We start from the raw sequence: 13280 nt of genomic DNA, 5'->3' as shown, positions 1-13280 counted from the left end.
GTCAGCGCACGCCGACCCACTCGCTGGCACCGTCGGTGAAGTGCTGGTGTTTCCAAATCGGGACCTCGGCCTTGAGCTCGTCGATCAACTGCCGGCAGGCGGCGAACGCGACATCGCGGTGCGCCGCGGCGACGGCGACGATCACGGCGGCGTCGCCGATCTTCAGATCGCCGACCCGGTGGACGGCGGCCAGAGCGGTCACCGCCGGGTCGGAGCAGACCCGCTCGGCGACCCGCCGGAGGTGGTCGAGCGCGTCCGGGTGGGCCTCGTAGCTCAGCCGGTCGACGGGCTGGTTCTGATCGTGGTTGCGCACGGTCCCGATGAAGAACGCAGTACCGCCCGCGGCCGGGTCGGAGACGGCGGCCAGCACCTCGTCGCTGGAGAGCGCCTCCGCGCGGATGTCCAGCAGCCTGATCGCGTCGCCCATGTCACTCGCTCTCACTCATCGGGTGTGTCCATTGTCCCTTGTCCGTCCCAATGCGTTCGCCGGGGGCGGAACGGGCCGGTGCAACCAGTACGTTGGTAGTAGTACGCCCCACCCGCACAGGAAGGCCACCCCGATGAGCGACGAACCGGACAACCCCTTCAAGGGAACTCCGTTCGAGGCCATGTTCCAGCAGTTCTCGGGCGCGGCCGGCGCGGGCGGCGCCCCGGATCTGAACGCGATCTTCGCGCAGGTCCAGCAACTGCTCAGCGGTTCGGCCGACGGCAAGCCGGTGAACTGGGAGCTGGCCAAGGACATCGCCCGCAAGACGGTGTCAGCGGCCGGTGACCGGTCGATCACGCCGACCGACTCCGACCGGGTCGCCGACGCGGTCCGGCTCGCCGAGCACTGGCTCGACGAGGCGACCACCCTGCCGGAGGTGACCACCACATCCGCAGCCTGGAGCCGGGCCGAGTGGGTGGAGAACACGCTGTCGGTCTGGCAGGTCGTCGTCGACCCGGTCGCCGAGCACGTGGCCGGCGCGATGGGCGGCGCGCTGCCCGCGGAGGCTCAGCAGCTCGCGGGCCCGATGACCGGGATGCTGCGTCAGCTGGGCGGTTCGATCTTCGGGGCGCAGGTCGGGCAGGCGCTGGGCGAGCTGGCGGGCGAGGTCGTGAGCTCGTCGGATATCGGTCTGCCGCTCGGGCCGACCGGTCAGGCCGTTCTGCTCCCCGACAACATCGTCAAGTTCGCCGAGGGGCTGGAGCTCACCGACGAGGACGTCCGGCTGTATCTCGCGCTGCGTGAGGTCGCCCACCAGCGGCTGTTCGCGGGCGTGCCGTGGCTGCGGCAGCACCTGTTCGCCGCCGTCGCGGACTACGCGGCCGGGATCGAGGTCGACTCGAGCAAGATCGAGCGCGCGATGACCGAGATCGACCCGCAGAACCCGGAGGCCATCCAGGAGGCGCTGGCCGGCGGGCTGTTCGAGCCCGAGGACTCCGAGCAGCAGAAGGCCGCGCTGGCCCGCCTGGAGACCGCGCTCGCGCTCGTCGAGGGCTGGGTGGACGACGTCGTCCGCCAAGCCACCAAGGACCGGATGCCGGCCGCCGTCCAGCTCGCCGAAACGGTGCGCCGTCGCCGGGCCGCCGGCGGCCCCGCCGAGCAGACTTTCGCCACGCTTGTCGGCCTCCAGTTGCGCCCGCGCCGCCTCCGCGACGCCGCGAACCTGTGGGCCGCCGTTCGCGACGCCCGCGGTGTCGAAGGCCGTGACAACCTCTGGTCGCACCCCGATCTCCTCCCCAGCACCACCGACCTCGACGACCCGATCGGCTTCGCCCAGCACGCCGGCGAGCTCTCCGACCTCGACATCAGCGACTTCTTCGACAACCCCGGCACCGACCCCGAGACCCCCGACTCCAAGTAGCCGAACACGCGGCCGCCCACCCCAGCTGCTGTGCAGGTGGGGTCTGGAAGGATGGGTGCGTGCTGGTTGCGGATGCGGTTGCGGTTCTGACGGAGTGGGATGCGCCGGATGCGGAGCAGGAGGAGCTGCGGGCGCACTACCTGCGGCACTTGGCAGCACATGCCGATGGAGTGTGGCGGGAGTGCCGGCCGGAGCACGTGACGGCGAGCGCGCTGGTGGTGGACGACGCTGGGCGGGTGTTGCTGACGCTGCATCGGACCGTCGGGCGCTGGCTGCAGCTGGGCGGGCATTGCGAGCGCGGCGACACCACGCTCGCGGGAGCCGCACTGCGCGAGGCGACCGAGGAGTCAGGGCTGACCGGGTTGGCCATCGATCCAGCGCCGATGCGGCTGTCGCGGCATGAGCTCCTGGCGGGCGGATGCGCCGGGGCCTGGCATTTGGACGTGCAGTTCCTGGTGCGAGCGACCAGTACGTCGTACGTAGTGAGCTCGGAATCGGAGGATCTCGCCTGGTTCGCGACCGACGCACTGCCGGAGGACCTGGACGACTCGGTCCGGCAGCTGATCGCAAGTTGTACCGCTAGCGGCGCTGCGTAGCCGACACCGGGTGCCCTCACGTAGCTGGGGTGAACACCTACCTGATGTGCTCACCCCAGCCAGCGATCGTGGTGCCTCACTGCTGCCCCACTTCCCCCCGTACTACATCCCCCCGCTTCCCCCGTTCCCCCACACCCCCGTGGGTGTTGCGATTCCCCCCAGCTCTGAAACTCCCCCGTGCACTACATCCCCGTGTGTACTGCGGTGTCCCCGTGAAATTGCATCCCCGTTGGTACTGCGATCCCCGTTGCTACTGCGTCCCCCCGTGTCCCCCTACTTCCCCGTGTGTACTGCGTTTCGCGGCCGGTTCAGGGACGGCCGTGACTGCCGGCCCGCTCCCCCGAGCGGGCCTGTGGCGGGTGGGCACCAGGTGTCGATCACCGCCCCTGAACGGCATCGGCGGTTGGTGCCGGCCTCCCCCGAAGCCCCCGCTGCATGGTGAACGAGCAACTTCGGCGAAGGTGACGGGTCACGGACGACGAAGTTGAGATCTTGTCGCTTCCCAGCCCTCGAGGCCGGGATCCAGTTGCGCTAGGTCAGCGGCCGATCGCAGCCGGTGCCAGCCCGGGCCGATCGCGACCGCGTGCCGGCGCGGCTTGTGGGCCTCGAGTTCGGCGAGGGTGGTGTCGAAGGTCGGCGCGACCTCGGTGACCCAGGAGGCGACCGGAAGGTTGACGCCGATCGCGGCGACCGAGCCGTCGGTTGCCGGAGTCACAGCGATGTCGGCCGAGCCCAGCGCCCGGAAGAGCTTCCCGATCAGCAGTCCAGGCAGATCAGGGACGTCGTGGCTGACCGCCACCACCGCCGCAGCCGCACCGACCCCGGCGACGGCTTCAAGGACCGGAGCCGACGGCGAGACCGCGAACACCGGCGTCCCCGGCCAGGTGAGTGCCTTGATCGGCTCCACCTCTGCGTCACCTGCGTCCGTCGCCACCGCGACTGCGACGTCGACTCGATCCAGCGCAGCCAACAGCTCATAAGTGTCTTCGGCCAGCGCCTGATGCCAGGCAGCCGGCGTGCGACCCGGCGGCGCCCACGTCGCGGTTCCAGGCACGACGAGTACGACGACGCGTCGGTCCGTGGCGGTGGTGTGGCCGGCTGGCATGGTGCCAAAGCCTAGCCCCAGCCATCCGCCAGGAGCGTGTTCAGGGCTTCGGCGCCAGCAACCCGCGCTGGAGCGCGGTCATGATCGCCTGCGCCCGGTTGGATACCTCAAGCTTCTCGTAGAGCCGCGCGACGTACGTCTTGGCCGTGGAGATGCTGACCGACAGCGCAACCGCGATGTCGCGCACAGAGAGACCTTGCCCGAGCAGATCCAGCACCTGCGCCTCCCGGGGGCTCAGCAGGGTCTGCGCGGGCGAGTGGTCCCGTCTGGCCATGGCCGGCCCCAGACCGGTCGCGGTGAACGAGGTAGGCGCCACTGCTGCGTGCCGGATGGCAGCGAGTATCTCGTCGGTCGGTGCGTCCTTGGCGACGACGGCCGAGACCCCTGACTCCAGTGCCGAGAAGAGAACGTCGTCCTGATCCGCCGGTGCGAGCAGGACGATGCCGAGTTCGGCGTACTGGCCGCGCAGCTCCCGCGCTGCGCGGAGTCCGGCCAGGTCGGGCGGTGAGACATCGAGGACGACGACGTCCGGTCGCTCGGCGAGGACCAGGCCGAACACCTCGGCACGGCGTCCGCTGGCGCCGACGACCTCCAGATCGGGTTCCTTGCCGACCAGACCGATCAACCCGTAGCGGACCAGCGTGTGACCGTCGACGACGACGACCTTGACCAACTCGTTCATGGATCCCCCCGCGGACCAAACTACGCAGCGTGACCCCGTCGCGATAGAGGCAGGCGCTCGCGTTGTGACTCGGCATGTCATCAGTTGGGTCGCCACCAGCCGAGTACGGTCACTGCTCGCCGACCTGCCGCCGGGTGCTCCGGGTCCGTGTCGACGAGGCCGATCCGGGCCTGCAGCGCGGGTTTGCCACCGGCCGGGCACAGCAGCGCGCCAGGACAGATGTACGCCGTGAGCTGCACCCCGAAGGTGAATCCGGGTGAGTCGTCCGGGCGAGCGATCGTCACACCGGACAGCCTTCCCGTCGCAGTCAGATGTAAAGCCCGCACCACGACGCCACCTGACACCACTGGCTGCGTCCCCGGCGCCACGTCGAGGTCGAGCACGCCCTCAGGCGCGTCCACCGTGCCATGCACGACGAATCGCCCCGATGCCGCAACCAGCGCACAAGCGCTTGTATTACTGGGATATGGGCCAGTGGTCACACAGCCGTCCGCAGCGCGCAGCGCGGGCGCGGTATAGCGGAGCTCTAGCTGGACGGCGTCGATGTCCTCGGTGTCGTCCTTGGCCGGCAACCGGGTCGTCACCGACACACTCGCGCCGGTGAACGTCCCCGCATACACCTCCTGCGCGAGAGCACCGGTGCGCTCGCTGTCGAGCGGAACGGTCTCCGTCCGGTACGCCGAACCGCCCAGACCACCCATGACCGTCGCGGTGATCGGCGCACCCGATCCGACGTCGACCGATAGGTCGAGCCGGTCGACCGATGCGGCGTCGCTGTGCCGGTGAGTGATCTTCAGCGCCGCAGACTCAAGCACTGAGCCCGCGGGGATCAGTCCGGCCTGGCTGTAGCCACTGAGCGTGAGCGGAGCGCTGTCCCCGGCGGCAGTGCTCTTCCAACTCGCAGCAACACCGTCCACTGCCGCCAGTCGCCCGGGTGTCGCGCTCAGGCCGAACTTGCTCAACAGGCCGACCGAGGTTGGCCGGAGCAGGTCCGTGGTCACGGCCGCGGTACCGCTGGTGAGTCCTTGGACGGCGATCGGTGGCTGGTTCGCGGAGTAGCTGCCGCAGAGCTCAGCGCGGCCTCCCTTCACCACCAGCCGACTGTCGCCACCGAAGACGAAACGCACTCCAGCGGCCGCTCCGTCCAGTGGACTGGCACACGAGCCGCCGACCAGGGTGCCTCCGATCAGAGTGCCGCTGTCGACGGTCCAGGCATGCGATTCGCCGGCCAGCAACGGATTCGTCGCGTTCTGAAAGTCGAAGTAGTAGTTCCCTGGTTTGAACCACCAGGTGCTGCCCCGGCACGGGCTGTCGCTCGCCATCAGGTCAGTGAGCCCAGCAGCGTCGTCGTAGTACCCCGGGAGGAAAGTGACCGTGCCGGGTGCCGTACAGCTCGGCAGGGACCGGTGCGGCGGGACGACGGTGATCGACGGATAGTCGGGGTTGTCGCCGCCCGGCAACACGTCCAGGTTGCAGAGCGGGTCGCCGAGTAGCGAGCCGGAGCAGCCGCCGCGGGCAGAGAGGGCCACTGCGCCGAGCTGGCCGGCCGCAACGTCGATCGACGAGTTCGATGCCACACTGCCGCGGATCTGCACGGTCGAGTCGGCCGGCTGCTCGACACTGAGCCCAGCCTCGCCTGCGATCGTGCCCAGCGTTAGTACGGCGTTCGCGGGCCGGTTGCACTCGCCGGCGTCCCGACACTGAACGACCACCTCCTTGGGGTCCGGGCGACAGGTGACAGCAGCCGAGTCCAGTCCGTTGAACAGCACCAACGACAGCGAGTCCGAGAGCCCGAAACAGCGCTGACCCGGTTCGCCGTTGTAGGTGCTGTTGCGGAGGTTGTTGATCGCCGCCTCCATCGCACCGTCGGCCGCGTACGACGCGACGGTCTGCGCGCGGAGGCTGTTCGAGACGCGTTGCGCGGTGTCAGCTCTGGACATCAGTGCCGACAGCGCAGTCGCGATCACTGTGATCACGACGAGCACCAGCAGCAAGGACGAGCCGCGCTCGTCCCGCCGCCTCACGATTGCCGCCGAATGCCGCTGAGGAGAACCTCTTGCTCGCCTGCGGCCGACTTGGTCAGCAGCAGCCGCACAGTGACGTTCCGCGGTACGGCAGCCGAGGTGCAGGCAGTCGAACAGGTCACGGACAGGCTGCCCGGCTTGACGTTCGCAGCCACCCGGACGTCGGACGTCGGCGTCACGCTCGGGCCGACGCAGGTGGCCCGGTGCAACTCGCTGACCGGTCCCACCGGCTTCAGGTAGTAGGCGACGACTGCCGTCCGGCGCACTGCTGGGGTGACTGACGTGTCCCAGTGGTCCGACAGCAGGCGGACGGCGGCGTCCGGCAGCGGCCCGCAGGTCACACCGCCGGCCGCAAAGGGCGCAGCGAGCTGCACCGACTGCTTGAACGGCTGACTGCCGTCCAGGCCCACCGTGCCGTAGTCCCGCAGCCCCATCGCGGCGACGTCGCGAGCGAAGTACGTCGCGCTGAGCTGGGCGTCCTGTGCCATGTCCATCCGGTCCGACGTCGCACTGATCTGCCGGAGCGCCGTGGTCACCAGGTCTGCCAAGGCCAGGGACACCACTCCCATCAACGCCATCGTGATGACGATCTCGATCAGCGTGAAGCCCTGCTCGCTCCGCCTCACGTGCACGGCGAATCGCCTACCCGGCACGGTTTCCGCAGTACGACCTCCAGCGTCTCCGACGCCCGCCCGTCCGTACTGGACACCAACACCCGCACTCGCTGCAGTCCACGGTCCGGCAGACAGAGCGGCAGCCAGAGGGCTCCGGTCCAGTACTGCACGGAACCGCCGACCACCTTCGCCGTGAACCCCTCCGGCACGGCGAAACCCGGTACGACGTACGACGTGGCACACGCGACGTAGTGGCCGTCGGCAACGTAGTTCTGCAAGGCCTCGGCGTAGTTGCGCACAGTTGTGACAGCTGTCGCCTCCTTGCGCTGTGTGTCCGACATCAGCACGGTCGTAGTCAGCCCAGCCATCACAGCGACGATGGCGACGCCCATCAAGGCGATGGCGATCACCAGCTCCAGCAGGCTCTCCCCGTGTTCGCGCATCAGCCCTGCACCTGCCGGAAGATGCCGTACATCGCCGAAACCAGCGCGATGGCGACGAAGCCGACCACTCCGCCCATCACCACGATCACAGCCGGCTCGAAGAGGCCGATCAGCTTCTTCAGCTTGTGGTCCAGCTCGCCCTCGTAGTACTGCGCGGTGACTTCGAGTTGGTTGTCGAGAGTGCCGGTGTCCTCGCCAACTCGGAGCATCTGCGCGGCGGTCGCCGGGAACAGCCCGGTAGCAGCTAGCGGCCGGGCCAGCCCTTCTCCTTGCAGCATCGCCTCCATCACCCGACCCAGAGCCCGCCGGTACACCCGGTTCGGCAGCGAGCCGGTAGCGACCCGCAGCGCTTGTGGTAGCTGCACGCCCGCACTGACCATCGACGACAGGATCCGGCAGAACCGCTCGACCAACGCGAACTGGATAGTCGGTCCGACTACCGGCAGCGCCAGCAGCAGCCGATCCCGCAGGTAGCGACCGGCCGTCGTGCTGGTTGCGTAGACCAGCGCGAAGATCAGCAGGCCGACGCCGATCATCAGTGCCCACCACCAGCTGGACAGAAAGGTCGTAATGCCGAGCAGGATGCGGGTGGGCAGCGGTAGCGTCGCGCCAAGGCTGTCGAAGAACGTCTGGAAGCGTGGCAGCACGAAACCGGCCAGCACGATCAGCGTGAGCATCGACATCGCTGCGACCACCGCCGGGTAGATGGTGGCCTGCTTGATGCGTCTGCGGGCCTCCAGATCCCGCTCCAGGTACCGCGCGAGCTGGGCCAGCACTGTGTCCAACCGGCCGCTCAGCTCGGCCGACCGGAGGATGCCCCGGTAGAACTCCGGAAAGATCCGCGGATGCCGATCGAAGCAGTCGGAGAGCCGTTCGCCGTCGCGTAGGCCGTCTTCGACCTCCAGCATCATCCGGCGCACCGATGTGTTCTCAGCCTCCCTCGCCAGGCTGTGGACGGACTCCGTTAGCGGTAGCCCCGCAGCGACGAACGCTCCGAGCTGGCGGGTCAGATGCATGACCTCTTCGCGTTTCACCCGCCGCCTGGTGATCTCCAGCTGCAGCAGGCTCGGCTTCTCGGTCAGACGGACGTTGCGCAGCTCCCGGCCGGCCAGGGCCAGCTCGGCGTCCTCACGGCTCTCTGCGCGCGTCGTACCGCGTTTGGTGCTGCCGTCGGCCTCGACCGCGACGTACGCGTATCTCGTCATCTTGTCCCCACCGTGTAGATCGAGCGCAGAACTTCGGCGACTGTGGTGGTGCCTGCCAGCACCATCCGGGCTCCCGCTTCCTGCAGCGTTCGCATGCCCTCGTAACTCGCCGCCTTGCGGATCTCGGCCAGCGGCGCCCGATCGACGATCAGCTCCCGAAGTGCGTCCGACACCGGCAGCAGCTCATAAACGCCGGTCCGCTCGTGGTAGCCGGTCTGCGCGCAGAAGTTGCACCCTGCGCCACGCAGTAGGCCCCCGGCCGGTACGTCGACGCCGCTGCTGCGCAGGAACGCCTGTTCGGCCGCCGGTGGGTCGTAGTACTCCCGGCAGCTCACGCAGATCCGGCGGATCAACCGCTGCGCGATCACTGCGCTCACCGACGAGGCTACGAGGTAGCTCTCGATCCCCATGTCCAGCAGGCGATGCAGTGCGGTCGCGGTATCGGTGGCGTGCACCGAAGAGAGCACCAGATGCCCAGTCAGCGCAGACTGGACGGCGATCCGTGCTGTCTCGGCGTCCCGGATCTCGCCGACCAGAATGACATCCGGGTCCTGCCGCAGGATCGCGCGGAGTCCCGTGGCGAAGGTGATGCCGGCGGCCTCGTTGATCTGGATCTGGTTGATCGAGGCGTAGCTGTACTCGACTGGGTCCTCGATCGTCATCACGTTGCGCTCGGGGCTGTCGATCGCGCCGAGCGACCCGTACAACGTGGTCGTCTTGCCGCTGCCGGTCGGCCCGGCGCAGATGACCATCCCGTACGGCGTGCGCAGCAAGCCCGTGTACCGGCTGACGAGCTCAGATGTCATACCGAGCTGTTCCAGCCGCAGTAGCGAACGGCCCTTGTCGAGGAGCCGCAGAACGACCTTCTCACCGCCGACCACCGCCGCAGTGGAGACGCGGATGTCGATGTCCCGTTCGGTGACTCGCATCCGGATCTGGCCGTCCTGCGAGCGTCTGCGCTCGACAATGTCCAGATTGGCCAGCACCTTGAGCCGGCTGACCACCGCCGGCCCGATAGCACCTGGCAGCTCGACCAACTCCCGCAGCGCGCCGTCGACGCGCAGACGGACCCGGACGACGTTGTCGTGCGGCTCGATGTGGATGTCGGACGCACGCTCCCGCAGTCCCTGCGCGATGATCCGCTCCACCACCTGAACGACCGGAACGTCTTCTTGGACCGCTGCGCGGCCGCTGTGCTTCATGAGGCCACCCGTGGCTGCAGCTCGATCTCTTTGGGATGTGAGCTGCGGGCATACGCATCCTCGGGTGCGATCTCACCACGCTGGATCAGTCCGGACAGCGACTGCTCCAAGGTGATCATCCCTTCCCGGCGGCCGGTGACGAGTGCGTTGCGCAGCTGATGTGTCTTGCCCTCCTTGATCAGATTGCGGATGCCGGCGTTGGCGACCATCACCTCGAAGGCCGCGACCAGTCCGCCGCCGGTCCGCGGCAGGAGCCGTTGGTGAACCACACCGCTGAGTGCAGCCGCCAGCTGCACCCGAACCTGGGTCTGCTGCTCTGGCGGGAAGACATCGATGATGCGGGCCAACGACTGCGCAGTGTCGTTGGTGTGCAAGGTCGCGAACACCAGGTGACCTGTCTCGGCAATCGTCAGCGCAAAGCGGATGGACTCCAGGTCACGCATCTCTCCGACCAGTAATACGTCGGGGTCTTCGCGCAGTGCGGCCCGCAGCGCGTCCGGAAACGACGCAGTGTCGCTGCCGACCTCGCGCTGGTTCACCGCCGACCGCCGGTGCTCGTGGACGTACTCGATCGGGTCCTCGATGGTGATGATGTGACAGGCCCGGTCCGTGTTGATCTGGTGGATGATCGACGCCAGAGTGGTCGACTTGCCCGAGCCGGTCGGCCCGGTGACCAGTACGAGTCCTTGGTAGGCGCGAGCGAACCTGCCGAGCACCGCGGGCAGGCCCAGCTCGGACATGGTCGGAATGCTGCGCGGAATGATCCGCAACGCCACAGCGGTGTCGCCACGCTGGGTGAAGGCGTTCGCGCGAATGCGGGCGTTGTCCCGCCACGAGAACGAGAAGTCGTGCTCGTACGTCGTCTGCCAGACGTTCGAGCGATGTGGGTTGAGGATCTCGGCCAGCATGGCGTCGGTGTCCCGCCTCGTCAGCGGCGTCCGGTCCGACACCGGCCGGAGGACGCCGTGGACGCGGAGCTGCGGCGCCATTCCGGCAGTCAGCAGCAGATCGGTGCCACCGGCGTTCCAGAGTTCTTCGAGCAACAGGTCGACCCGGCTACCGGGCATGGGGATGCGCATGAGGTCCCTTCGGCATGTCGGCCCAAGGCGTGGACCAGCTCTCGGCAGAGCCGGTCCACGCCTGGTGAGGGGCGGGACTCGATCAGGTGCAGGCGCCGGACGCCGTGACGCTGCCGTTGATACCGAGGGCGATCGTGTAGCCGGTGCCGGTCGGCCGGCTGCGCAGCAGCTGGTTGACACCGGAGGTGAGCTCGAGCCAGCCGGGGTCACCGGCCGGCGGGTAGGTGCCGTTCTTCGCGAAGTACGCCTCGACGGCGACCTCCACGCTCTTCTTGTCGGTCTTGCACGCGGCGGCGTTACCGCGGTCCTGGATGCCGGAGACGGCGAACACGACGATCCCGGACAGAACGCCGAGGATGACGATGACGACGAGCAGTTCGATCAGAGTGAATCCGGACTCGTTCTTGGTCCGGTCAGGGCGATTGGCGCATGCGACGGCCCGAAGGCGGTGGCTCATGGTGCTTCCTTCACTGATGCTCCGCAGGCGACGGAGACGGGGTCTACCAGGCGCGACAGCGTGGCGACCGGCTCAGCTCGACCCCTGTAAATCCAGCTGAGCCCGGCTCACATCCCCCCGGATGCCACTGGCTGCCGGGACAAAGCCTCGCCGCTCGGCGACGTGCGTCACAGCGGGTGAACGGCCGACGCCGCTCGCCACCCGGCCGACACCTGTCGGCCGAATGCCCGACAGGGCTCACTGCGCCCTGATCGCCTGGTGCAGCCGCAGTGCGACCTGGATGTTCAGACCGCGCTCCGGGGTCTGCCAGTCGGCGCCGAGCAGCGCGCTGACTCGATCGAGGCGTTGCTGGACGGTGTTGGGGTGGATGTGGAGTTCGTTCGCGGCTCTGGTCGGGCTCTGACCGGCCGCGAAGTAGGCGTGCAGGGTTCCGAGCAGATCGGTCCCGCGCTGGGCGTCGTACGCGATGACTGCGCCGATCAGGTGCTGGACGTGCGCAGCGACGTCTACCTCGGCGGCGCCGATCAGACCGGCCACTCCCAGGTCGTCAGGTGTGCCGGACTCATTGCAGCGGCCGAGCCGGAGCATCGTCCCGGCCAGTCGGCTCGCCTGCCGGTGAGCATCAACCAGCGGCTCGCCCCACTTCGCAGGACCAGTGACCGCCACCGTCACCCCGCAGCGCTTGGCTACCTCCGACAACCCGCGCGCTGCGGTCACGGCGTCCGTACGGGCCAGCAGAAGCACCAGATCGCCGCCGTACGCACCAGACAGGACCACCTTGTCCGCAAGGGGGGCTGACAACCGCGCCAGTACGCCGGTGTGGTCGCCACGGCAGACGGCGACCACCAACCGGTCATGAACTCGCCCGGGGGCAAGTAGCCGCAGCCGCTCAGTCAAAGCACTCAGATCACCGGCACCGCTCAATACGTCGGTGAGCAGGTCGGCCTGGGCGCGCAACGACTGTTCGGCTGCCTGACGACGGAACAACAGCACCAGCGCGGTGACGACGGCAGCTCGCTCGACGATGCGCTGATCCGCGGCGGAGAGCTCGTCGACCCCGCCGATGACCAACGCCCCGAGCCGCTCCCGCTTGGCGGTGACAGCGACAACCCAGCAGTCCCCTGAACGAGTCAGCCGACCGGACTCCGATTCCTGCCAGGGCACGACCGTGGTCGACACCCGACCAGAGACTGCGAGCTCGTGACCGGCCGCATCGACCAGAACGACCCACACCCCGAGCAACTCGGCCAGTGCGGCCGCCACGGCGTCCACATCACCACCTGACAACACGATCCCGGCAAACCGGTCGTGAGCGGCAGCTGCATGCTCCACACCGGCATGCGCGACCGAGAGCTGATCAAGTGCTGCTGCGGTCGAGGCGGCGGCGCGCAGCTGCAGAATCGTCACTGCGGCCAAAGCAGCGAGCGAGCCGAGCAGTAGCACCTCTTCGCGACTGAACGGCCGCGCAGTCCGGTTGGACGCGAACAGAACGCCGACGAATTCCTCATCGACCAAGAGCGGCGTACCGCAGATGGCCACCAGGCCCTCGTCACCGACCGCATGGTCGATCGGGCCGGTGTGCCGGAACCGCTGGTCGGACGGGTAGTCGGTCGTCCAGTACGGACGCCGAGTCGACGCGACCAGGCCGCCTAGGCCGTCGCCGGACGGCACTCTGAGCTGTTGGAACGCGGCTGACACCGAACCGTCCGTGGCCCGCATGTACGTGTCGTCCTGGGCCTCGTCGTACAGCGTCAGGTAGGCGACGTCCGTACCGATCAGAGTGCGGGCTCGGTGCACGATGGTGTCGAGTACGCCGCTCGGATCGCGCGCCGAGGCCAGCTCACGAGCCACCTCGACCAGCGCGGACAGCTCCGCCTCACGCTTCTTGCTGGCGTCGATACCGGCCCGAATGCGCAGCGCGAGGTCCCGAGCGACGGCGTCCTCACCTGCCACCCGGGCCAGCTCGCTTCCGGACGCATCCTCGGCCAGTAGCCGCAGAAGCTCCCTCATCCTCGCGATGATGCCA

General features: G+C 68.3%; 13 protein-coding genes. 2 read left to right on the top strand and 11 right to left on the bottom strand.

Going from position 1 to position 13280, the window contains the following annotated elements; translation table 11 throughout:
- Position 1 precedes the first annotated feature (1 nt).
- Positions 2-427, bottom strand: a complete 426-nt coding sequence (locus tag HPO96_RS24265; protein WP_171676846.1) for a molybdenum cofactor biosynthesis protein MoaE — start codon at positions 425-427, stop codon at positions 2-4.
- A gap of 133 nt (positions 428-560) precedes the next feature.
- On the opposite strand from HPO96_RS24265, the gene HPO96_RS24260 reads away from it, so the two are divergent.
- Together HPO96_RS24260 and HPO96_RS24255 are read left to right on the top strand one after the other, a co-directional pair.
- A complete protein-coding gene (locus HPO96_RS24260) occupies positions 561-1847 on the top strand; it encodes a zinc-dependent metalloprotease (protein ID WP_171676306.1) in 1287 nt (428 codons plus the stop codon).
- Between the two features lie 59 nt (positions 1848-1906).
- Entirely contained in the window at positions 1907-2443 is a 537-nt protein-coding gene (locus HPO96_RS24255; protein WP_171676304.1) for an NUDIX domain-containing protein, read from the top strand.
- Positions 2444-2912: 469 nt separating this feature from the next.
- On the opposite strand, the gene HPO96_RS24250 is transcribed toward HPO96_RS24255, so the two are convergent.
- From HPO96_RS24250 to HPO96_RS24205, 10 genes are all read right to left on the bottom strand, one after another.
- On the bottom strand, positions 2913-3548 hold the full coding sequence (locus HPO96_RS24250; RefSeq protein WP_171676302.1) for a hypothetical protein: 636 nt from the start codon (positions 3546-3548) through the stop codon (positions 2913-2915).
- Positions 3549-3588: 40 nt separating this feature from the next.
- Complete coding sequence (locus tag HPO96_RS24245) at positions 3589-4230, bottom strand: response regulator transcription factor (RefSeq protein ID WP_171676300.1); 642 nt, start codon at positions 4228-4230, stop codon at positions 3589-3591.
- An 80-nt stretch (positions 4231-4310) separates the two neighbouring features.
- Complete coding sequence (locus HPO96_RS24240; protein WP_171676298.1) at positions 4311-6254, bottom strand: hypothetical protein; 1944 nt, start codon at positions 6252-6254, stop codon at positions 4311-4313.
- Positions 6251-6886 carry a prepilin-type N-terminal cleavage/methylation domain-containing protein gene (locus HPO96_RS24235; protein WP_337796788.1) on the bottom strand — a complete coding sequence of 212 codons (636 nt, stop codon included), beginning with the start codon at positions 6884-6886 and terminating at the stop codon, positions 6251-6253. The genes HPO96_RS24240 and HPO96_RS24235 overlap by 4 nt, the downstream gene beginning before the upstream one ends.
- Positions 6877-7311 (bottom strand): type IV pilus modification PilV family protein, encoded by a 435-nt coding sequence (locus HPO96_RS24230; protein WP_171676296.1) that lies wholly within the window; start codon positions 7309-7311, stop codon positions 6877-6879. The genes HPO96_RS24235 and HPO96_RS24230 overlap by 10 nt, the downstream gene beginning before the upstream one ends.
- Positions 7311-8516 (bottom strand): type II secretion system F family protein, encoded by a 1206-nt coding sequence (locus HPO96_RS24225; protein WP_171676294.1) that lies wholly within the window; start codon positions 8514-8516, stop codon positions 7311-7313. Before HPO96_RS24225 ends, HPO96_RS24230 begins: the two co-directional genes overlap by 1 nt.
- On the bottom strand, positions 8513-9718 hold the full coding sequence (locus HPO96_RS24220; protein WP_171676291.1) for a GspE/PulE family protein: 1206 nt from the start codon (positions 9716-9718) through the stop codon (positions 8513-8515). The genes HPO96_RS24225 and HPO96_RS24220 overlap by 4 nt, the downstream gene beginning before the upstream one ends.
- The gene (locus HPO96_RS24215; RefSeq protein WP_238355454.1) at positions 9715-10797 is read right to left on the bottom strand and encodes a type IV pilus twitching motility protein PilT; all 1083 of its coding nucleotides are present in this window, start codon (positions 10795-10797) and stop codon (positions 9715-9717) included. The genes HPO96_RS24220 and HPO96_RS24215 overlap by 4 nt, the downstream gene beginning before the upstream one ends.
- 82 nt (positions 10798-10879) lie before the next feature.
- Complete coding sequence (locus HPO96_RS24210; RefSeq protein ID WP_171676289.1) at positions 10880-11254, bottom strand: type II secretion system protein; 375 nt, start codon at positions 11252-11254, stop codon at positions 10880-10882.
- 237 nt (positions 11255-11491) lie between these two features.
- Complete coding sequence (locus tag HPO96_RS24205; protein WP_171676287.1) at positions 11492-13264, bottom strand: helix-turn-helix domain-containing protein; 1773 nt, start codon at positions 13262-13264, stop codon at positions 11492-11494.
- Between the last annotated feature and the right edge of the window lie 16 nt (positions 13265-13280).

This window comes from Kribbella sandramycini, from assembly GCF_013131805.1.
Lineage (GTDB): Bacteria > Actinomycetota > Actinomycetes > Propionibacteriales > Kribbellaceae > Kribbella > Kribbella sandramycini.
This window is presented reverse-complemented; position numbering and strand designations above follow the sequence as displayed.

Coding starts and splice junctions, on each gene's coding strand:
- HPO96_RS24265 (WP_171676846.1), bottom strand. CDS start 427: ATGGGCGACGCGATCAGGCTGCTGGACATCCGCGCGGAGGCGCTCTCC.
- HPO96_RS24260 (WP_171676306.1), top strand. CDS start 561: ATGAGCGACGAACCGGACAACCCCTTCAAGGGAACTCCGTTCGAGGCC.
- HPO96_RS24250 (WP_171676302.1), bottom strand. CDS start 3,548: ATGCCAGCCGGCCACACCACCGCCACGGACCGACGCGTCGTCGTACTC.
- HPO96_RS24245 (WP_171676300.1), bottom strand. CDS start 4,230: ATGAACGAGTTGGTCAAGGTCGTCGTCGTCGACGGTCACACGCTGGTC.
- HPO96_RS24230 (WP_171676296.1), bottom strand. CDS start 7,311: ATGCGCGAACACGGGGAGAGCCTGCTGGAGCTGGTGATCGCCATCGCC.
- HPO96_RS24225 (WP_171676294.1), bottom strand. CDS start 8,516: ATGACGAGATACGCGTACGTCGCGGTCGAGGCCGACGGCAGCACCAAA.
- HPO96_RS24220 (WP_171676291.1), bottom strand. CDS start 9,718: ATGAAGCACAGCGGCCGCGCAGCGGTCCAAGAAGACGTTCCGGTCGTT.
- HPO96_RS24215 (WP_238355454.1), bottom strand. CDS start 10,797: ATGCGCATCCCCATGCCCGGTAGCCGGGTCGACCTGTTGCTCGAAGAA.
- HPO96_RS24210 (WP_171676289.1), bottom strand. CDS start 11,254: ATGAGCCACCGCCTTCGGGCCGTCGCATGCGCCAATCGCCCTGACCGG.
- HPO96_RS24205 (WP_171676287.1), bottom strand. CDS start 13,264: ATGAGGGAGCTTCTGCGGCTACTGGCCGAGGATGCGTCCGGAAGCGAG.